The 18,705-nt window shown below is 66.2% G+C and carries 21 protein-coding genes and 1 tRNA gene; 7 read left to right on the forward strand and 15 right to left on the reverse strand.

The genetic code is table 11. The features are described 5' to 3' along the window. The first annotated feature begins 151 nt into the window (after window positions 1–151). Window positions 152–838, forward strand: coding sequence for a sulfate transporter family protein (locus IY145_RS12420; RefSeq protein WP_196408501.1), 687 nt, complete (start codon window positions 152–154; stop codon window positions 836–838). A 12-nt stretch (window positions 839–850) separates the two neighbouring features. Here IY145_RS12420 and IY145_RS12425 read toward each other — a convergent pair whose 3' ends face one another. Continuing rightward, window positions 851–1,855, reverse strand: a complete 1,005-nt coding sequence (locus tag IY145_RS12425) for a complex I NDUFA9 subunit family protein (protein ID WP_196408502.1) — start codon at window positions 1,853–1,855, stop codon at window positions 851–853. A gap of 166 nt (window positions 1,856–2,021) precedes the next feature. Here IY145_RS12425 and IY145_RS12430 point away from each other — a divergent pair. From IY145_RS12430 to queF, 4 genes are all read left to right on the forward strand, one after another. Beyond that, a tRNA-Leu gene (locus IY145_RS12430) sits at window positions 2,022–2,106 on the forward strand. A gap of 152 nt (window positions 2,107–2,258) precedes the next feature. Beyond that, window positions 2,259–2,828 (forward strand): DUF2939 domain-containing protein, encoded by a 570-nt coding sequence (locus tag IY145_RS12435; RefSeq protein ID WP_196408503.1) that lies wholly within the window; start codon window positions 2,259–2,261, stop codon window positions 2,826–2,828. After that, window positions 2,825–4,171: a peptide MFS transporter gene (locus IY145_RS12440; RefSeq protein ID WP_312030583.1), complete on the forward strand. Its 1,347-nt coding sequence runs from the start codon at window positions 2,825–2,827 to the stop codon at window positions 4,169–4,171. Before IY145_RS12435 ends, IY145_RS12440 begins: the two co-directional genes overlap by 4 nt. Window positions 4,172–4,229: 58 nt before the next feature. After that, the gene (gene queF, locus IY145_RS12445; RefSeq protein ID WP_196408504.1) at window positions 4,230–4,691 is read left to right on the forward strand and encodes a preQ(1) synthase; all 462 of its coding nucleotides are present in this window, start codon (window positions 4,230–4,232) and stop codon (window positions 4,689–4,691) included. A 6-nt stretch (window positions 4,692–4,697) separates the two neighbouring features. Here queF and kdsA read toward each other — a convergent pair whose 3' ends face one another. Continuing rightward, window positions 4,698–5,558 (reverse strand): 3-deoxy-8-phosphooctulonate synthase, encoded by an 861-nt coding sequence (gene kdsA, locus IY145_RS12450; protein ID WP_196408505.1) that lies wholly within the window; start codon window positions 5,556–5,558, stop codon window positions 4,698–4,700. 43 nt (window positions 5,559–5,601) lie between these two features. Then, on the reverse strand, window positions 5,602–6,507 hold the full coding sequence (locus IY145_RS12455) for an SDR family oxidoreductase (protein ID WP_196408506.1): 906 nt from the start codon (window positions 6,505–6,507) through the stop codon (window positions 5,602–5,604). A 77-nt stretch (window positions 6,508–6,584) separates the two neighbouring features. Between IY145_RS12455 and IY145_RS12460 the strand changes: the two genes are divergently transcribed. Beyond that, the gene (locus IY145_RS12460) at window positions 6,585–7,034 is read left to right on the forward strand and encodes a helix-turn-helix domain-containing protein (protein WP_246721993.1); all 450 of its coding nucleotides are present in this window, start codon (window positions 6,585–6,587) and stop codon (window positions 7,032–7,034) included. A 12-nt stretch (window positions 7,035–7,046) separates the two neighbouring features. On the opposite strand, the gene IY145_RS12465 is transcribed toward IY145_RS12460, so the two are convergent. The 9 genes from IY145_RS12465 to IY145_RS12505 all read right to left on the reverse strand — a co-directional run bounded on the left by IY145_RS12465 (window position 7,047) and on the right by IY145_RS12505 (window position 16,553). Beyond that, window positions 7,047–8,354 (reverse strand): HlyC/CorC family transporter, encoded by a 1,308-nt coding sequence (locus IY145_RS12465; protein ID WP_196408508.1) that lies wholly within the window; start codon window positions 8,352–8,354, stop codon window positions 7,047–7,049. Window positions 8,355–8,371: 17 nt separating this feature from the next. Next, window positions 8,372–10,180, reverse strand: coding sequence for a 3-dehydroquinate synthase (aroB, locus tag IY145_RS12470; RefSeq protein ID WP_196408509.1), 1,809 nt, complete (start codon window positions 10,178–10,180; stop codon window positions 8,372–8,374). A 47-nt stretch (window positions 10,181–10,227) separates the two neighbouring features. Further along, window positions 10,228–10,938, reverse strand: coding sequence for an NUDIX hydrolase (locus IY145_RS12475; RefSeq protein WP_196408510.1), 711 nt, complete (start codon window positions 10,936–10,938; stop codon window positions 10,228–10,230). Then, complete coding sequence (locus IY145_RS12480) at window positions 10,935–11,840, reverse strand: PhzF family phenazine biosynthesis protein (protein WP_196408511.1); 906 nt, start codon at window positions 11,838–11,840, stop codon at window positions 10,935–10,937. The genes IY145_RS12475 and IY145_RS12480 overlap by 4 nt, the downstream gene beginning before the upstream one ends. Window positions 11,841–11,859: 19 nt before the next feature. Beyond that, window positions 11,860–12,321 (reverse strand): nuclear transport factor 2 family protein, encoded by a 462-nt coding sequence (locus IY145_RS12485; protein ID WP_196408512.1) that lies wholly within the window; start codon window positions 12,319–12,321, stop codon window positions 11,860–11,862. A gap of 28 nt (window positions 12,322–12,349) precedes the next feature. Beyond that, a complete protein-coding gene (locus tag IY145_RS12490) occupies window positions 12,350–12,808 on the reverse strand; it encodes a nuclear transport factor 2 family protein (protein WP_196408513.1) in 459 nt (152 codons plus the stop codon). 103 nt (window positions 12,809–12,911) lie between these two features. Further along, complete coding sequence (gene ilvC, locus IY145_RS12495; protein WP_196408514.1) at window positions 12,912–13,931, reverse strand: ketol-acid reductoisomerase; 1,020 nt, start codon at window positions 13,929–13,931, stop codon at window positions 12,912–12,914. A 207-nt stretch (window positions 13,932–14,138) separates the two neighbouring features. Next, entirely contained in the window at window positions 14,139–14,690 is a 552-nt protein-coding gene (gene ilvN / locus IY145_RS12500; protein ID WP_196408515.1) for an acetolactate synthase small subunit, read from the reverse strand. Window positions 14,691–14,780: 90 nt separating this feature from the next. Further along, a complete protein-coding gene (locus IY145_RS12505) occupies window positions 14,781–16,553 on the reverse strand; it encodes an acetolactate synthase 3 large subunit (protein WP_196408516.1) in 1,773 nt (590 codons plus the stop codon). Between the two features lie 408 nt (window positions 16,554–16,961). Here IY145_RS12505 and IY145_RS12510 point away from each other — a divergent pair, with 408 nt between their 5' ends. After that, window positions 16,962–17,480, forward strand: coding sequence for a TIGR00645 family protein (locus IY145_RS12510; protein ID WP_196410526.1), 519 nt, complete (start codon window positions 16,962–16,964; stop codon window positions 17,478–17,480). An 18-nt stretch (window positions 17,481–17,498) separates the two neighbouring features. Here the strand turns inward: IY145_RS12510 and IY145_RS12515 are convergent, their stop codons facing one another. From IY145_RS12515 to IY145_RS12525, 3 genes are all read right to left on the reverse strand, one after another. Beyond that, window positions 17,499–17,813 (reverse strand): zinc ribbon domain-containing protein YjdM, encoded by a 315-nt coding sequence (locus tag IY145_RS12515; protein WP_196408517.1) that lies wholly within the window; start codon window positions 17,811–17,813, stop codon window positions 17,499–17,501. Between the two features lie 191 nt (window positions 17,814–18,004). Next, window positions 18,005–18,439 (reverse strand): hypothetical protein, encoded by a 435-nt coding sequence (locus IY145_RS12520; RefSeq protein WP_196408518.1) that lies wholly within the window; start codon window positions 18,437–18,439, stop codon window positions 18,005–18,007. Window positions 18,440–18,485: 46 nt separating this feature from the next. Then, the gene (locus tag IY145_RS12525) at window positions 18,486–18,665 is read right to left on the reverse strand and encodes a hypothetical protein (RefSeq protein ID WP_196410696.1); all 180 of its coding nucleotides are present in this window, start codon (window positions 18,663–18,665) and stop codon (window positions 18,486–18,488) included. Between the last annotated feature and the right edge of the window lie 40 nt (window positions 18,666–18,705).

Here is an 18,705-nt window from a genome sequence, read left to right on the forward strand (position 1 = left end):
CCGCGCCGCTCAGGCCTGCGGACGACCGCGCGACGCGCCTCGTCGCGAGGAGGGCCGCTTCCGCCGAGCCTTTCTCGCGATTGCCTCGGCGCGGCTTGCGCCTGCGCCCGCATCCCCCCATGTTGACGGCGAATTTCGCCTCGGAGCCCTCATGCTGCAAGCCGCCCTGGACGCCGCCCGTCAGATCTTCTCTCCGCCCTTCCGCACAGTGCTGCTCAAGAGCCTCGGCTTGACCTTCGTGCTGCTGGCGCTCGCCTGGACGGGGCTCGACAAGGTCGCGCTCTCGTTTCTCACGGTCGATAATTATTGGTTGCGAACCATCGTTTCTTTCGCGACGGGGGCGGGGCTGATCGTCGGCCTCGCCTTTCTCATCGCGCCGATCTCCATTCTCGTCGCGGGCTTTTTCCTCGACGATCTCGCCGATGTCGTCGAGGAGGAGCTGGACCCCCATGGGCCCCGCGGCCGCCCGCTGCCGGCCGGTCAGGCGATGGTCATGGCGCTGCGCTTCGCGCTCGTCTCGGCTTGCGTCAATCTCGTGGCGCTGCTGCTGCTGCTGGTGCCGGGCGTCAACGCCATCGTCTTCGTGATCGCCAACGCCTATCTGTTCGGCCGGGAATATTTCGCCTTCGCCGCGACGCGCTATTGCTCGCTGGCGGAAGCCCGCGAGCTGACGCGCCGCCATGCGACGACCTTGTTCCTCGCGGGCCTGTTCATCGCCGGCTTCGTCGCCGTGCCGGGGCTCAATCTGTTCACGCCTTTGTTCGGCGTCGCCTTCATGGTGCGCCTGCACAAGCGTCTCGCCGCCCCGCCCGCCCGCGCGGCGGCGCGGGCGCGCTGACGGCGGCGCGGCTCAGGCGAGCCGCTGCGCCTGATACTGCCCGGTCTTGCGAAAACGGTAGAGATAGGACGGGACGATCGTCTCGAACGCCGTCGGCGCGATCCCCAGACCCTCGAGCGTCAGCCCGGCGGCCTTGGCTTCGGCGGAGACGACATTGTCGTGGCGCAGCAGCTCCACCTGATCGACCGTCGTCGTCAGCAGGCTCGGGAACAGTCCGAGCGACAGGGAGTGCAGCGTCTGCGTGACGCGGGCGATCAGCGCGCCGGTGGCGAAGGACAGCGGCAGGATTTTCACGTCTCGCTCGGCGACCTTCAGCGCATATTCGACGAGCGCGCGGAACGTCCTCACCTCCGGGCCGCCGAGCTCATAAGTGGCGCCGGCCTGGGCGCGGCCGTCCACGGCCAGCGCCACGGCATGCGCGACATCGCCGACATAGACCGGCTGGAAGCGCGTCGCCTCGCCGATGACGGGCTCGAACGGCAGATAGCGCGCCAGCGTGCCGAATCGGTTGAAGAACTGATCCTCCGGACCAAAGACGACCGAGGGGCGCAGAATCACCGCGCCGGGGAAAGCGCCGCGAATCGCGGCCTCGCCCTCCGCCTTGGTGCGGGCGTAGACGGAATGCGAATTCTTGTCCGCGCCGATCGCCGAGACATGCACGAGATGCTTCACGCCCGCCGCGACGGCGGCCTCGGCGACGGCCTTGGCGCCCTGCGCATGAAGGGTCGAGAATTTCTGCTTGCCGCCCTCGGCCAGCACGCCGACCAGATTGACGACGGCCTCGGCCCCGCGCACGGCGGCGGCGACGGAGGCCGGATTGCGCAGATTGGCCTGCACCGGGAAAATCTGCCCCACCTTGCCCAGAGGCTGCAGGAAAAAGGCGAGGTCCGGCCGCCGGCAGGCGACGCGCACGCGCCAGCCGTCCCGCGCCAGGGCGGCCACCACATGGCGCCCGATGAAACCCGACCCGCCGAACACCGTCACGATCCGCCCGGCATCGTTCACATCTGCGCTCATTCTTCGCCCCACGCCGATTCGCTCGGAGCGCTCGAGACTATCGCTCCGTTTCGGGCGGATGCTCTAGCGCGATTTGGCCGGAAAGGGAATGCGCCGCGCGAGCGTGACCGAAGCATGACGAGCGCCATTGACAAGCGGAGCGTCGGCCTCGTAAGAGAGCCGCGTTGCCCAGGTGGCGGAATTGGTAGACGCGCTGGTTTCAGGTACCAGTGGTGAAAGCCGTGGAGGTTCGAGTCCTCTCCTGGGCACCAAATCACTCTCACAGAGTGTCTTCATCGACCCCGCGCGCTCGCAGCGATCGACCTGGCGCCTGACGCGCAGGCTTGCCAGATCGTCCCCGGATGGACGAGAACCGACAGGTCGCCGCGTCGTCACCTTCGACGCGGCTTTCCGGGGAAACATCATGCGACGCGCCCTTATCGCCTTTGTCGCGCTGCTGGCTCTGGCGCTTCTCTACGCCGGCTACGCCTTTCTCTCGCTGCGCCAGCTCGAGGCGGGCGTCAAAGCGGGCAATGCCGAGGCTATATCCGACCATGTCGATTTTCCCGCCGTGCGGACCTCGATCAAGGAGCAGCTCGCGACGATCGTCATGACGCGCGCGCTCGACGAGGCGGACAAGAATCGCAGTCCCGGCGCGCGGCTCGGCGCCGGTCTGCTGGCGGCCATCGGCCCCGCGCTCATCGACACGGCGGTCGATCGCTTCGTCTCTCCTGCCGCCATAGGCGCCTTGCTGTCCCGGCGCGCGCCGGCGGCCGCGGGCGGCGGCGAGGGCGGCGAGCAAAAGGAGCTCGATCTCCGGCGTTTCGCGCATCGCTTCGAGCTCGTGTCGCCGACGCGATTTCGCATCACGCATAAGGACGGCGTCGCGATCGTCTTCGCCCTCTCGGATTGGACGTGGAAGGTCGCCGATATTCGCATTCCGCCGGACATTCTGAAAAAGGCGATGCGGCCGGATGCGGGCGAGCGCCTGTGATCGGCTCCCCGCGCGCGGCCGATCTGCTCGGCCATCCGCGCGGGCTCGCCTTTCTCTTCGCGACCGAAATGTGGGAGCGCTTCTCCTATTATGGAATGCGCGCTCTGCTCGTTCTCTACATGGTGGATCATCTGCTCGGGCCGGGGCGCGCCGAGGGCGTCATCGGCCTCGACACGCTGAAGCGCGCGCTCGAATTCGCCTTCGGCCCGCTGGCGCCGCAGCCCTTCGCCTCACAGATTTATGGGCTCTACACGGGCTTCGTCTATCTGACGCCCATTCTCGGCGGCTATCTCGCCGATCGCTGGCTCGGGCGCCGCTACACGGTGTGTCTCGGCGCGGCGCTGATGATCGCCGGCCATTTCATGATGGCGTCGGAGAGCCTGTTTCTCGTCGCGCTGATGACGCTCGCGCTCGGCAATGGCGCTTTCAAGCCCAATATCATCACGCAAGTCGGCGGGCTCTATCGGCAAGACGATCCGCGCCGCGATCGCGCCTTCTCGATCTTCTATGTCGGCATAAATGTCGGCGGCTTCTTCGCGCCGCTGGTGAGCGGAACGATCGGCGAGACATTGGGCTGGCATTATGGCTTCGCCAGCGCCGGCGTCGGCATGGCGATCGGCCTCGCCATCTATCTTTCGGGCCTGCCCAGCCTGCCGATGGAGACCGCGCCGGCGCCCGTCGCCGAGAGCGCGACGCGCGGCGATCGGCGCGGGCTGCTCGGCCTGCTGCTGCTCGCGCCGCCGGCCATTCTCTTCTGGGCGGCCTATGAGCAGCAGGGCAACACCATCGCGCTCTGGGCCGAGCGCTTCACCGATCGCCATGTCGATCTATGGTTTTGGCGCGGCGAAATTCCCGTCACCTGGTTCCAATCCTTCAACCCGCTGATGATCTTCCTCTTCACGCCGCCGCTCGTGGCGCTATGGGCGCGGCTCTCGGCCGCGGGGCGGGAGCCTTCGACCATCGTCAAACTGTCGCTCGGCTGTTTCGGCCTCGGCCTCGCCTATCTGATCCTCGCCTTGGCCGCGGCGACGCGCGACGAGGGGCTGTCGAGCTGGCTGTGGCTCGCGGTCTATTTCACCGTTCTCACGCTCGGCGAATTGTGCTTTTCGCCGATCACGCTCTCGCTGGTCTCGCGCCTCGCGCCGCCGCGCTCGCGCTCCATGGCGATGGGCGCCTGGTTCTTGACCATGTTCGCAGGCAATTTCCTCGGCGGCTGGCTCGGCGGCTTCTGGTCCAGCCTCTCGGGCGCGGGTTTTTTCGCGCTCATCGCCGGCGCGGCCGTGGCTGCGGGCGCGATGATCGAGTTGGCGCGGCGTTTTCGCGCCGATCTCATTCTCGACTGACGCGCCCGACTGACGCGCCCGATTGACGCGCGCCCGCGTCGGGTTAAGAGTTTTCCGCATGACGAAGACGCACAAGGGCGCCGCGCTGCTCGGGCAGAAGACGGCGCTGCCCAATTCGCCCGACGAGGCCGAGCTCGACCTCGTCGCCAATCCGCATCCGGGCGAGACCTATCTCGTCCGCTTCGTCGCGCCGGAATTCACCTCGCTCTGCCCGGTGACCGGCCAGCCGGATTTCGCGCATATCGTCATCGACTATGCGCCGATGGAGTGGCTCGTCGAATCGAAGTCGCTGAAGCTCTATCTCGGCAGCTATCGCAATCACGGCGCCTTCCACGAGGATTGCACCATCCGCATCGCCAAGGATCTCGTGGTGGCGATGACGCCGCGCTGGCTGCGCATCGGCGGCTATTGGTATCCGCGCGGCGGCATACCGATCGACGTCTTCTGGCAGACGGGCGAGCCGCCCGCGGGACTCTGGCTGCCCGACCAGGGCGTTCCGCCCTATCGCGGGCGGGGGTGAGGCGCTTTATCGGAGCGCCTTCGCCAACTGGTCGAAGGGCAGAAGCGCCTCGATCAACGCCGGCAATTCGCGCAGCGCGATCATATTCGGGCCGTCGGAGACGGCGCTATCCGGGTCTGGATGCGTCTCGATGAACAGCGCCGCGACGCCCACCGCCACCGCCGCCCGCGCCAGCACGGGGACGAAGCGCCGCTCGCCGCCGGAGGCCGCGCCGAGCCCGCCCGGCTGCTGCACGGAATGGGTGGCGTCGAAAATGATCGGAACGCCCGTCGTCTCGGCGAGAATGGGCAGAGCGCGCATGTCGGAGACGAGGGCGTTATAGCCGAAGCTGGTTCCGCGCTCCGTCGCCAATGTGCCGGCGGCGCCCTCGGCGCGCAGCTTGTCGATGGCGTGGCGCATGTCCCAGGGCGCGAGGAACTGGCCCTTTTTCACATTGACGACGCGCCCCGTGTGGGCTGCCGCCGCGAGAAGATCGGTCTGCCGGCAGAGGAAGGCGGGGATTTGCAGAATATCCGCAACCTCCGCCACAGGCGCGCATTGCGTCGTCTCATGAACGTCGGTGAGGATGGGCAGACCGAAGCGCTCCTTGATCTCGGCGAAAATCGGCAGAGAGGCGGAAAGGCCGAGGCCGCGCCCCGAGGCGCCCGAGCTGCGATTGGCCTTGTCGAAGGAGGCTTTGAAGACGACGCCGAGCTTCAGCCGATCGGCGAACTCGGCCAGCGCTCCGCCGATCTCGAGGCCCTGCGCGCGGCTCTCCAGCGCGCAGGGGCCGGCGATGAGCGCGAGCGGCAAATGATTGCCGAAGGTCACGCGGCGCAAAGACGCGCCGATCGTGACCGTGGAGAAATCCGCCGCTGCTTCGCTCATACGCGGGAGCTTATCACCCGCACGCGCGGGATCGAAGCGTCGGTCATTCGGCGCTGGAGGATGCGGCGAGCGTCGCCCATGTCTGCGCGATCGTGACCTCGTAAGGCGTCGTCGGCCGACCGATCAGCGCCCTGAGCTGGCCGCCATTGTCGAATAGCGCGCCTTTTGCGGCGCCGGCGTCGGAATCGGCGAGCAGAGCGGCGAATCCGTCCGGCAGGCCGGCGCCGACGAGAGCGGCGGTGAAATCGGCCTCGGGCAGGTTCTGATAGACGATCTTTCGTCCCGAGGCTTCGCCGATCGCGGCGGCGAATTCGGCGAGCGTATAGGCGTCGTCTCCGGCCAATTCATAAATGCGGCCGGCATGATCCGCGCCCGTCAGCACGGCGGCCGCGGCCTCGGCGTAATCGGCGCGCGCGGCGGAGGCGATCCGGCCCTCGCCGGCGACGCCGATGAAGGCGCCATGCGCCAGCGCCGGCGCGATGGAGGCGGCGTAATTTTCCGTGTACCAGCCGTTGCGCAGCAGCACGAAAGGCGTTCCGCTGGCGCGCAAGGCTGCTTCCGTCTCGCGATGCTCCTGCGCCAGCGCCAGCGGCGAGACATCGGCGCGCAGCAGGCTCGTATAGGCGATGAGCCCGACGCCGGCCCGCGTCGCCGCCTCTATCACATTGCGATGCTGAGCCGTTCTCTGGCCCACTTCGCTCGACGAGATCAGCAACAGCCGGTCGACGCCTTCGAAGGCCGTCGCGAGCGTCTCCGGCCGCGCGTAATCGGCGATGCGCAGCTCGACCCCCAGGGCGGCGAGATCGCGGGCGGCGTCGCTGTCGGCGCGGCGCACGCCGGCGATGATCTGTGTCGCGGGCGCGCTTCGCAGCAGCGCGTGGATGACGAGCCGGCCGAGCTGGCCGGTCGCGCCGGTCACGAAAATGCGCGGGGTGGCGATCGAGGTCATGGGATGGTTCCTTCCAGGTTCATTTCTGCTACATGGTAACTATCCGAGACCACAAACCCCGTGAAGGAGGCAGTTTTTTGGGACGTGGTGACCTCGAGGGAACCGTCTCGCCGAGCGGGCGGGACGAGCTCGCGCGCAAATTCGTCGAATGGCGGAGCCTGGTCCTGGACGCGAGCCGCTGTCCGGTGCGCGACGTGCTGGATCGCGTCGGCGACAAATGGACGACGCTGATAGTGATGGCGCTGGCCGGCGGGCCGCAGCGCTTCGGCGCGCTCACCCGCGCGGCGCCCGATATTTCCAAGCGCATGTTGACGCAGACGCTGCGCAATCTGGAGCGGGACGGATTGGTCGCGCGCACCGTCTATCCGACCAAGCCGCCGAGCGTGGATTATCGGTTGACGGCTCTGGGCGGCGCGATGTTGGAGCCGCTCGCGGCGCTCATTCGCTGGGCGGAACAGAGCCATCCGGCGATCGTCGCGGCGCGGCGACGCTTCGACGAAGGGCCGGCCGAGGAAAGCGCGGCGTGATCCCGGCGCGCGTCAGTCCGGCTCCTTGGCCTCGGTCGGGGTCACTTTCAGCACGGTGATGCGGTTGCGCATCTTGCGCAGCACCTCGAAGCGGAAGTCGTGGAAGTTGAACACTTGCCCCGCCTCCGGAATGGCGGCCGCCTCATGGATGACGAGGCCGGCGATCGTCGTCGCCTCTTCGTCGGGCAGGCTCCACTCCATCACGCGATTGAGATCGCGCACCGGAACCGCGCCGTCGACGAGCACGGAGCCGTCCCCCTGCGGGCGCACGCCCTGCATGGCGAGATCATGCTCGTCGCGAATGTCGCCGACGATCTCCTCGAGAATGTCCTCGAGCGTGACGAGGCCCATCACCTCGCCATATTCGTCGACGACGAGCGCGAAATGCGTCTTGCGCTTGAGGAAGGCCTCGAGCTGATCCTCGAGCGTCGTCGATTCCGGCACGAACCAGGGCTCGAGCGCAATGTCGTCGATGCTGAGCTTGGAGAAATCCGCTCCCGCCGCATCGAGCGCGCGCAACAAATCCTTGGAGTGGATGACGCCGATGAAATTGTCGGGCCGGTCGCGCCACACCGGCATGCGCGTGAAGGGCGAGGCCAGCACCTCGCGCACGATCTGCTCGGGCGGCAGATCGGCGTCGATCGTCCGCATTTTGGTGCGGTGGATCATCACATCGGCGACATGCAGAATTTGCAGATCGAGCACGCCGCCGAACATGTCGCGCCAATTGCGCTCGACGGTTCCTTCCTCGTGCATGATGTCGACGGCGCTCTTGAGCTCGTCATAGGGCGAGAGCAGCGTGCGGCCGTGGCCGATCTCGACGCCGGCGAGCTTCAGCACGCCGCGCACGAAGGCCTCCACCGCAAAGAGCAGCGGGCCGAAAATGGCGACGAACAGGCTGATGACGCGGGCGACGCGCAGCGACAGACGGTCGGGATGGTTGATCGCGACCGTCTTCGGCAGCACCTCGGCGAAGACCAGCAGCAGCACAGTCATGATGATGGTGGCGTAGACGGCGCCGCTCTCGCCGGTGAGATAGACCAGCACGCTCGTCGTGAAGGCCGAGCCGCCGATATTGACCAGAGTGGAGCCGAGCAGCAGCGCCGCGATCATGCGATTGCGCTGGCGCAACAGGCGGTTGACGAGCCCCGCGCGGCGGTCCCCCTCCTTCTCCAGCGCATGCATATGGGCGTGCGAGGCGGCGGTCAGCGCCGTCTCGGAGGCGGAGAAGAACGCCGACAGGAGAACGCATAGCAGGACCACGAAGGCCGCGACCCAAATGTCGACCTTCTCGAGGCCCGTTTCGACTCCGCCGTGCATGATGAACCTGTTCGCGCCTACTCGCGGGCGATCTCGTCTTTGAGGAAGCTGCGCACCTTGTCCACCTCGACGCCTTTGGCGACGAAGGATCGTCCGACGCCGCGCGCCAGAATGAAGGTGAGCGCGCCCTTCTCGACCTTCTTGTCCTGGAACATGGCGTCGAGCATGGCGTCGGCGTCGTCGCGCCAGCCGGGAATGTCGCGGATGCGGGTCGGCAGGCCGACGCGCGCCAGATGGCGGCCGACGCGCTCGGCGTCCTGCTGGCTGCACAGGCCGAGGCTCGCCGAGAAGCGGAAGGCGGAGACGAGGCCGATGGCGACGCCCTCGCCATGGACGAGGCGCTCGCTGTCGTAATGCACGAGCCGCTCGAGAGCGTGCCCGAATGTATGGCCGAGATTGAGCAGGGCGCGATCGCCTTGCTCGGTCTCGTCGCGGGCGACGATCTTGGCCTTGGAGCGGCAGCTCACCGAGATCGCCTCGACGCGGGCGGCGCGGTCGGCGAAGACGGCGGAGGCGTTGTTCTCCAGCCATTCGAAGAAGAAGGCGTCGTCGATGAGGCCGTATTTCACGACCTCGGCGTAGCCGGCGCGGAACTCGCGCAGCGGCAGCGTCGCCAGAGCGTCGACATCGGCCAGCACCAGCGAGGGCTGGTAGAAGGCGCCGACGAGATTCTTGCCCTGCGGCGTGTTGATGCCGGTCTTGCCGCCGACGGAGGAGTCGACCTGCGCCAGCAGAGTCGTCGGAACCTGCACGAAGCGGGAGCCCCGCCGCACGCTCGCCGCCGCGAAGCCGGCGAGATCGCCGACGACGCCGCCGCCGAGCGCCAGCACCACGTCGCGCCGCTCGATGCGCGCCTCGAGAATCTCCTCGCAGACGCGCTGGAAGACGGGGAAGGACTTCGAGCTTTCGCCCGGCTCCACGATGATGGAGGTGGTGCGAATGCCGCTTTTCTCGAGGCTGTGGCGCAGCACGGGGAGCTGCAGCCGGGCGACATTGGCGTCGGTGACGACGGCGCAGGCCGCGCCCGGCGCGATGCGCGCGAGATGCTCGCCGGCCTGCTCGAGCAGGCCGGCGCCGATGATGATGTCATAGGCGCGGTCGCCGAGCCCCACCTCGACAGTTTGCGGCTCGACGGGGGCGGGCGGCGTTCGTGACGTCATGAATCTGGTAAACCCTTGTGTCGTGGAGCTTTCCGGCGCGCCCACGGCCCAGGCGAGCAGCGCCGCCACCGTCTCCTCGACCATCACCTCATGGGGGACGTCGCGAGAGAGCACGGCGATATCGGCCTGGCGGTAGACGGGATAGCGCTCGTCCATCAGCCGGCGCAGCACGGCGGCGGGGTCGCTGGTCTGCAAAAGCGGGCGGTCGCCCTTGCGGCGCACGCGGCGCAGCAGCACGTCATGGGCGGCGTCGAACCACAGCGAGACGCCGCGCTCCTTCACCCGCAGGCGCGTCGTCTCGTCCATGAAGGCGCCGCCGCCGGTCGCCAGCACGCAGGGCTCGCCGGCGAGCAGGCGGGCGATGACGCGGCGCTCGCAATCGCGGAAATGCGCCTCGCCATATTTGGCGAAAATATCGGGAATCGACATGCCCGCCGCGGCGGCGACGATCTCGGCGTCGGCGTCTTTGAAGGGGAGCCCCAGGCGTTGCGCGAGGCGCTGGCCGATGGAGGTCTTGCCCGAGCCCATCATGCCGACGAGGACGAGCGAGCGGCCGAGCAGAGCGCCGCGAATGGCGCGCGCGCTGTCCTCGGGCGGAGTCGGGCCGCCCGGTCGCGCCGCATGGCCGCCGATGGTTTGGCCGCCGATCGCTTGCACTTTGCTCATGCCGAGCAATCTACACCGCGCCCGCAGGAAATTCAGCCCCGATTTGCTCATGCGGGCAGCAGTGGCTCGAGAAAACGGCGGATGAAGTCCAGCATTCGCGGCTCGGCGAGGTCGGCGCGTCGCGCCGCCATGCGAACGCCGGCGAGCTCCGGCTTTTTTTGCGAGGCGATATGGGCCGTGACGCGCGCTTCGAGCGCGGCGGCGGAAAGCGGCGATTGGGCGATTCGCATGCAGGCGACGCGCGGTCCGGCGAAGACGATGGTCCAGTCGGGAGCGAGCGCCACCTCCCGCGGCGCGACGCCGGTCTCCTCCTCGAGCTCGCGCAGCAGATTGGCCTCGAGATCGACGAGCCCGTCGCGCAGATCGCTCGGGTCCGGCGTGCCGGCCGGGAAATAGATCGCGCCGGCCGCGGAATGGTCCGCCCCCATCTCGCCGAGCAGAAAGGCGCCGTCGGCCGAGCGCAGCGCCGGCATGGAGAAGCAATTGTAGACGGCGGCGTCCGGAAAGCCGAAATCCCGCCAGGCGAGGAAGCGCGAGAAGCGCGTTTGGAAAAATTTGACGCCGAGCGTCGCGCCGTCGCCGCGCGAGACGCCATGGGCGAGCATCACGGGCCCGTCATAGAGCGCGGGAATCGCGGCGCGGCGCGCGGCCCAATGGGCGTCGATCTCCGCGCCACGCAGCCGGTCGAAGGCCCAGTCATGTGGCTCGAGGACGCAATGCAGAGCCGAGACTGTGGCGAATTCGACCTCGCCGCTCATAGATCCAGGTCTCCGCGCTGCACTTCGATCGCATGTCCCGCGACGCTGACCGCGGCGAGCCGACCCGATTCGACGCGCGAGCCGAGGATGATGCGGGAGGGGCGGCCCATGGCGTAGCCCTGCTCGATGACGAATTCGTGCTCGCCGTCCTCGGGGGCCTCGAAGGCGTGGGCGACGCCGGCGAAGGCGGCTGCGGCCGAGCCCGTCGCCGGGTCTTCGCCAATGCCGACGCCATTGGCGAACATTCTGGCGCAGACCGCGCTCGAGGGCTCCACCGTCTCGCTCGTATAGAGATAGGCGCCCACTGCGTCGCCCATGACGGCGGCAAAGGTCGCCGGGTCCGGCCCCGCGCGATCCAGCGCCGCGCGGGAGGAGAGCGGAACGAAGACGAACTCCACCCCCGCGGAGAAGCTCGACGGAAGGTGGCGGCCGAAGCCGATCTCCTCCGCCGAGAGGCCGAGCGCGCGCGCCAGCGACGCGGCGTCCGGCGTCCGTTCGCCGCGGACAGGCAGGCGCGGCGCGACGAAGCGGGCGAGAATGGCGCTGGACGCGTCTCTGACCACCTCGCAACGGATGAGGCCGATCTCTTCCTCGAGAGCGATGACGACGCCGTTGCGCGTCAGCATTTCGGGCGCGCGCAGCGTCGCCAGCAGGATGGCCGCGCCGATTGTCGGATGGCCGGCGAAAGGCAGCTCCCGCAGAGGGGTGAAAATGCGCAGGCGCGCCGTGTTCACCGGATCGCGCGGCTCCAGCACGAAGACGGTCTCGCTCAGATTGAACTCGCGGGCGATCGTCTGCATCGTCGCGCAATCGAGCCCGTCCGCGCCGAGCACGACGGCGAGCGGATTGCCGGCGAAGCGGCGCGTCGTGAAGACGTCGAGTGTCGAAAAACGTAATCGCATAGAAAGGGCCCGGGTTCGGCTAAGGCCAGGGCGGATCGCCCTGAATGGAGAGAATGGTGATCGAATCACGGAATTCGATCAATTCGGTGATGAGGCCGTTCTCGAAACGCACGAAATCGGCGAGATCGACACGGCCTTCGAGGCCGGCGCCGCGGTGGCGCCAGCGGACGCTGCGTCGGATCGCGACGCGGCCGCCGTCGATGATGACGTCGTCGATCTGCTGCTCCGACTGCGCGAAGTCGATATTGATCGCGCGCAATATGTTGAGCAGCGCGTCGACCCCGAAATGGCGGCCGGCGTAGGGGATGCGGGATTTGTCGCCGACGAATTCGCAGACGACCTCCGGCGAGCAGAAATCCCGGACGACGCCGAAATCGCCGTTTTCGGCGGGTTGCGCGGCGAGCAGCTCGACGCGGCGCAGTATCTCGTCACGATCGAGCCCTGGCGGCGGGCGAGAGAAGTAATCTTCGCAATTCGTCATGCGACGCCTCGATCCGCGATTATCGGGGTTAAGGCTCGTCCCGCTCGATCAGCGCCTCCGCGGCGGATCGTCCCAAGCCGTGATAGTCGAGATATTCGAGCAGCTCGACGACTTTCCCGTTCCGCCAGTACAAGAAATGCGCCATGTCCAGCGTCGCCGTGCGGCCGGAGTTGCGGTGGCGCCAGGAATTGCGCCACCGGACCACCGTCCGCTCGCCGTCGACGAGAATGTCGAGCACCTCGCCGCCGAGCGGCTCGTAATTGACGTCGGTGAGGCGGATATTCTCTTTGAACGCGTCGCGGCCATGCAGGACGCCCGGAAGGAACAAGCCCTCCTTGGTGCCGTGATAACGCACGACGACATCGCGAGCGAAATAACGCATCATCTCGTCGATCCTGCCCGCCATGCGCAGGCGCGTGATCTCGAAGACATTGCGTCTCAATTCGCGACGATGCTCCTCGTCAGGCTCGTCGATTTTCGGCTGCATCGCGCTTCCCCGTCGTGAGGGCGGCCGTGCAACCGCTCCTCTTCCGACGATGCGTTCGATCCGAGCTGAGCGTCGTGATTTCCCCCTCCTCGGAACGGCTCGACTAATTGCGGTCCTTGTCGACCAGGCGGTTCTTTCCGATCCAGGGCATCATGCCGCGCAGGCGTCCGCCGACTTCCTCGATCGGATGAGCGGCGTTGCGGGCGCGGGTCGCCTTGAAGGACGTCTGGCTCACCTTGTTCTCGAGCATCCAGTCACGGGTGAATTTGCCGGATTGGATGTCTTCGAGGACGCGCTTCATCTCGGCCTTGGTGTCCTTGGTGATGATGCGCGGGCCGGTGACATATTCGCCATATTCGGCCGTGTTGGAGACCGAGTAGTTCATATTGGCGATGCCGCCCTCATAGATGAGGTCGACGATCAGCTTCACTTCGTGGAGGCACTCGAAATAGGCCATCTCCGGCGCATAGCCGGCCTCGACCAGCGTCTCGAAGCCATTGCGGATCAGCTCGACGAGGCCGCCGCAGAGCACGACCTGCTCGCCGAAGAGATCGGTCTCGCATTCCTCGCGGAAGCTCGTCTCGATGATGCCGGCGCGGCCGCCGCCGATCGCCGAGGCGTAGGAGAGGCCGAGCTCGAGCGCATTGCCGGAGGCGTTCTGATGCACGGCGATGAGGCAGGGCACGCCGCCGCCCTTCAGATATTCGCCGCGCACCGTATGGCCGGGGCCCTTGGGCGCGACCATGATGACGTCGAGATCCTTGCGCGGCTCGATCAGGTTGAAATGGATGTTGAGGCCATGGGCGAAGAACAGCGCCGCGCCGGGCTTGAGATTCGGCGCGAGCTCGGCGGCGTAGATCTCGCCCTGCAGCTCGTCCGGCGTCAGCATCATGACGACATCGGCCCATTTGGCGGCCTCGGCGACCTCCAGCACCTTGACGCCGGCGCCCTCGGCCTTTTTGGCGGAGGCGGAGCCCTTGCGCAGCGCGACCGCGACCTCGGTGACGCCGGAATCCTTGAGGTTCAGGACATGGGCGTGGCCCTGGCTGCCATAGCCCACCACAGCGACCTTCTTGCCCTTGATCAGATTGATGTCGGCATCCCGATCGTAATAGACGCGCATATTCTCGCTTTCCTCCGCAGGACGACAGACGCCGTCGCTCGCCTTCAAGAGTTCTTCAACCGCCGGTCGGTCCCGGCGGATCGTCTTTCCTGATTGATTTTACGTGGCTTTTCCGTCATCTCGGGAAGACCTGCGAGATAACGGCGCATTTCGTCGACCTTTCTACGCGTCCATTGCGCGAAGGTCAAAAATTAAGGATTGGCGCGGTCAGATCGGGTCCGGCCCGCGCGAGATCGCCGCGACGCCCGTCCGTGAGACCTCGACGAGGCCGATCGGGCGCATCAGATCGACGAATTCGTCGATCTTATTGGGCTTTCCGGTCAGCTCGAAGATGAAGCTCTCGGTCGTGGCGTCGACGACGCGGGCGCGGAAGGCCTCGGCAAGCTGCAGCGCGGCATTGCGCTCCTCGCCCTTGCCTCTCACCTTCACCATGGCCAGCTCGCGCTCCAGCGAGCGGGCGGAGACGGTGAGATCGGTCACCTTATGGACCGGCACCAGACGCTCGAGCTGGTGATGAATCTGCTCGATCGTCTCCGGCGTGCCGGAGGTGACGACGGTGATGCGCGAAAGATGCTCGCCATGGGCGACCTCCGCCACCGTCAGGCTCTCGATATTATAGCCGCGCCCGGAGAACAGGCCGACGACGCGCGCCAGCACGCCCGGCTCATTGTCGACCAGCACGGCCAGCGTATGCGTCTCCACATTGGAGCGCGACGTCGGCGAGGAATAGGGCGAGGGCGGGGAGAGGGGAGCGTTCATGAGCGGTTTCCGCGAGTGAGTGGTGAGCAGTGAGCGGCGAGTAGAAAGAGCGGCGCTGCCGGCCGCTCCCTACTCACGATCTCACTCGTCTCACACGAGCATCTTGCCCTTCTCGTCGATGATCGAGCCGAGCTCGACTCCGGCGTCGTCGGAGAGATCGGCGAGCAGCATGTCGTTATGCGCCTTGCCCGAGGGGATCATCGGGAAGCAATTCTCGTTTTTCTCGACGCGGCAATCGAAGATCACCGGCCCGTCATAGTCGACCATCTCCTGGATCGCGCGATCGAGATCGGCGGGGTCGGAGCAGCGAATGCCTTTGGCGCCGAAAGCTTCGGCCAGCTTCACGAAATCGGGCAGCGCCTCCGAATAGGAGTGCGAGTAGCGCCCGCCGTGCAGAAGCTCCTGCCACTGGCGCACCATGCCCATATATTCGTTGTTCAGGATGAATATCTTGACCGGCAGGCGATATTGGATCGCCGTCGACATCTCCTGAATGTTCATCAGGATCGACGCCTCGCCGGCGATGTCGACGACGAGCGATTTGGGATGCGCGAGCTGCGCGCCGATCGCCGCGGGCAGGCCATAGCCCATCGTGCCGAGCCCGCCCGAGGTCATCCAGCGATTGGGCTCGTCGAAATGATAATGCTGCGCGGCCCACATCTGGTGCTGGCCGACCTCTGTGGTGATGTAAGGATCGCGATCCTTGGTCAGCGCATAGAGCCGCTGCACGGCGTATTGCGGCTTGATGACCTTGTCCGAATTGCGGAAGGCGAGCGATTTGCGGTCGCGCCATTCGTCGATCTTTTTCCACCAGGCGTCGAGCGGCTGCTTCTCCGCATGCATCGCCTCGGCGCGCCAGACGCGCACCAGGCTCTCCAGCACATGGCCGCAATCGCCCACGATCGGCAGATCGACCTTCACATTTTTGTTGATCGAGGAGCGATCGATGTCGATGTGGATTTTCTTGGAGCCGGGCGAGAAAGCGTCGAGCCTTCCGGTGATGCGATCGTCGAAACGCGAGCCGACGGCGATCATCAGATCGCAGTCGTGCATGGCGTTATTGGCCTCGAAAGTGCCGTGCATGCCGAGCATGCCGAGCCAGCCCGGCCCGGAGCCCGGATAGGCGCCGAGGCCCATCAAGGTCGAGGTGATCGGAAAGCCGGTCAGCGAGACCAATTCGCGCAGCAGCGTCGAGGCCGCCGGGCCGGAATTGATGACGCCGCCGCCGGTATAGAAGATCGGCCGCTTGGCGGCGGCCATCATCTTCACCGCGCTGCGGATCGCGTCCGTGTCGGGGTCGAGCTTGGGTCGATAGGTCTTGTGATGCACATTGCGCGGGCCCGTATAGGCCCCGGACGCGAATTGCACATCCTTGGGAATGTCGATGACGACGGGGCCGGGCCGCCCGCTGGAGGCGACGTAGAACGCCTCATGCAATATGCGCGGCAGATCGTCGACGTTCTTCACCAGATAATTATGCTTGGTGCAGTGGCGGGTGATGCCGACCGTGTCGCATTCCTGAAAGGCGTCGGAGCCGATGAGATGCGTCGGCACCTGGCCGGTGATGCAGACCAGCGGAATGGAATCCATCAGCGCGTCGGTGAGGCCGGTGATGGTGTTGGTGGCGCCGGGGCCGGAGGTGACCAGCAGCACGCCCGGCTTGCCGGAGGAGCGGGCGTAGCCCTCGGCCGCATGGGCCGCGCCCTGCTCGTGGCGCACGAGAATGTGACGAACCTTCTCCTGATGGAAGAGCACGTCATAAATGGGAAGCACGGCGCCGCCGGGATAGCCGAAAAGAACTTCGACGCCCTGATCCTTCAGGGCCTCGACGACCATTTCCGCTCCGGTCATTTGCTTCGCCATATTTCTCGAGCTCCGGTTTCTGCGACCTATAGAGTCTTTTGTTTTGACGCGTTTCCAACGCCGAACCGGCGTCCACTTCGGCTGGAAACGCTCGACGACGGCGGGCGGGCGCAACGCAGGCAATAAAAAAGGCCCCCGGGAGGGCCTCGGATAAGCGCTAGCGGCGGACATTCGGGTTCAGACCCGATCCGTCTCCAGCGCCCTGCGTACGAGAAGAATGCCCTTCACGGCCCGCTCCCAGTCGAAATCTGGGCTCGACGTTACGGGAGACGACCGCAGGGGTCAAGACGATTCCGCGGGCAGGCCGCGGGCGCTCGGGCGCAGCGCGGGTCGCTCCGCCCACGGGAGCTTGGCCGGAGGGGCGAATTCGTGTACGCCTCCGCCGCCCTCACGCCGAGCGAGACGAAGATGAAGCGCTTTTTCGAATCCTTCCTGTTCCTGTCGCGCTGGCTGCTGGCGCCCTTCTTCATCATGCTGGCGGTGGGGCTCCTCGAGCTTCTGTACAAAGCCGGCGTCCATCTCTTCGAGGCGACGGCGCATCTCGTCACCGCTACCGAATCCAATATGACGCTGCTCGTGCTCGACCTCATCGACATGACGCTGACCGGCGCTCTGGTGGTGACGGTCATGCTGTCGGTCTATGAGAATTTCGTCTCCAAGGTCGATACGGACAGCCAGCCCGGCTGGCCGGACTGGATGGGCTCGATCGATTTCTCCGAGCTGAAGCTGAAGCTGCTCTCGACTATCGTCGCCATTTCCGCGATCAAATTGCTCGAAGCCTTCATGGACGTGCCGCATATGAATGACCGGGATCTGTATTTCTATCTCGGCATTCATCTGACCTTCGTCGTCTCGACGCTGGCCTTCGCTCTGTCGGAGCGCCTCGCCGGGGGCCATGGGACCGATCACGGCGAGCAAGGGCATTGAGGGCGCCGTGGCGCCCGCTCAGCGTTTCTTCACGAACTCCGTCCGCAGCACCAATCCTTTGATGGTGTCGTGGCGGCAGTCGATCTCCTCCGGATCGTCGGTGAGGCGGATCGAGCGGATCACCGTGCCCTGCTTCAATGTCTGATTGGCGCCCTTCACCTTCAGATCCTTGATGAGGATGACGGAGTCGCCGTCGGCGAGCACATTGCCGGCCGAGTCCTTCACGACCTTCGCCTGCGCCGCGGCGGCGGCGAGCTGCGACGCCGGAACCCATTCGCCGCTCGCTTCGTCATAGACATAATCTTCGTCGTCGGCCACGCGAACCTCTTTCATTGGAACGCCGAAGCGCAGGAGAGCCGGCGCAACGGATGCGCTCTCTTAGGCGACCGCGCCGCCTCGGCGCAAGGTGGAGCTATGCGATGCGTTTTCGGCGGCCCGAAGGTTCGACGGGCGCCAGCGGCGAGAAAACACGACCGAACAAGGAAATCTAGAGTCATTCCGGTTCGATCTGAACCGGAATGACTCTAGAATTTGCGGCCCGGCGGCGCGGGAGCGCATTTCAGCACGGCGATGACGCCGGCATCGTCATATTTCAGCGTGCCCGCGGCTATGTCGAGCAGGTTGCGAATATGCTGGTCGCGGCATTTGCCGCTCGCGGCGACGCAGACGCGGTCCTGTCCGAAGCTCACCGCATCCTTGTCGACGTTGACCGCATAAGTGACCTTTTGCGTCTCGCTGGAGCCGCTCGCGCCGGAGACATAGGAATCGCCGTCGCGATATTCCTCGGCGACCCCGTCTCCCCAAATGAGCTGCACGAAGCGCCGGCCGGTGTCGATGTCGAGCGCGACCGTCTGACGGGTCCGCCCGCAATCGAGATGAATTTCCGTAGCGCCCGCCGCCGGCGCGCGCGCTGCGAGAAAGAGCGAGGCGGCCGCGAAGGCGCAAAATCTGGCGTTCATTCGATCATTCCGAAATGCGCGCGGATGGGACGGGTGAGCGGTTTCGTCAATTTCTCGGCAGGGAGGCGCGTATTTCGTCGCAGGCGCGCAGCTGCGCCTCGGTCGCGGACCAGTAGGAAATCTCGCACAGCGCTTGATATCGGCTGGCCACGAATAGCGACCACAGGAAATATCCGAGCCCGGCGACGCCCAGTGCGAGCAGAATATTGCGACCATAAGTGTTCATGGGCGGCCTTCCGCGCTGATGCGGCGTGACGCCGGCCGCT

It is taken from the genome of Methylosinus sp. H3A (assembly GCF_015709455.1).
In the GTDB taxonomy this organism is placed as follows: domain Bacteria; phylum Pseudomonadota; class Alphaproteobacteria; order Rhizobiales; family Beijerinckiaceae; genus Methylosinus.